The sequence below is a fragment of the Nocardia vermiculata NBRC 100427 genome, from assembly GCF_001613265.1.
GTDB classification, from domain to species: Bacteria; Actinomycetota; Actinomycetes; order Mycobacteriales; family Mycobacteriaceae; genus Nocardia; species Nocardia vermiculata.
The window spans coordinates 1-828 of sequence record NZ_BDCA01000078.1 but is presented as its reverse complement, the minus strand read 5'-3'; the positions used below and the strand labels follow the sequence as shown (position 1 = coordinate 828).

Here is an 828-nt window from a genome sequence, read left to right as displayed (position 1 = left end):
TGCGCGACTGCGTCGCCGCCGGATGCCACGGCGGTATTCGGGCCGCGCGCCTGTCGGTGCCGATCGCTGCCGGTGACAGCGTGTCCTGGTCACCGAGATAATCGCGCCCACCCAGATACACCGGCCGTACGTTCTCCGGAGAAACCGGCACCCATCGACCGTGGAGGATCCGATGACCGTGAACAAGGCCTGGAACGACTTCTGTGACGAACTGCGTGACGCCGGACAGGCATTGATCGACGAGGCCGCGCCACAGGACCCGATGAATCAAGCCGAGGGCGTGCGCTACCTGATCCGTCTGCTCCGCTACGCCTCACTCAACTCGATCGAGAACTCCGACCCCCTCTACCCCACCATCACCAACGCCCTCGATCCCCATCTCAAGTGCAAGATCGGCGCCGACAACCCGGACAACATCTACATGCGCGCCAACGTCTCCGGAAAGCACCGCTACCGGATCAGCGGCACCCGTGGCACCGTGCCACTGATGACCTTCGGCTCGAAGGCGAACCGCTACCACATCGACGGCACCATGGCCTCGACCGGTGAGATCTCCAACGACGACATCCCGGTCGACGCGGACGGCCGGTTCAGCTTCATCGCCGGCGTCGACAAGCCCGCCGAGGGCGCCTGGCTCCCACTCGCGGAGGACACGACGAATCTCGTCGGCCGCCAGTCCTTTCAGGACCGCAGCACCGAGACCGCGGCCGAGGTGACCATCGAGCTGATCGACGAGACTCCCGATCCGACCCCGATCGACGTCGACGACTTCGCCCGGCAGCTGAAGCTGACCACCGACTTCGTCAAGGGCACCTCGGCGAGCTTCGT

The 828-nt window shown here is 65.3% G+C and carries 1 pseudogene; it reads left to right on the top strand.

The features are described 5' to 3' along the window. Window positions 1-172: 172 nt before the first annotated feature. Window positions 173-828 (top strand): annotated as a pseudogene (locus NV2_RS30540) (DUF1214 domain-containing protein); the annotation flags it as partial.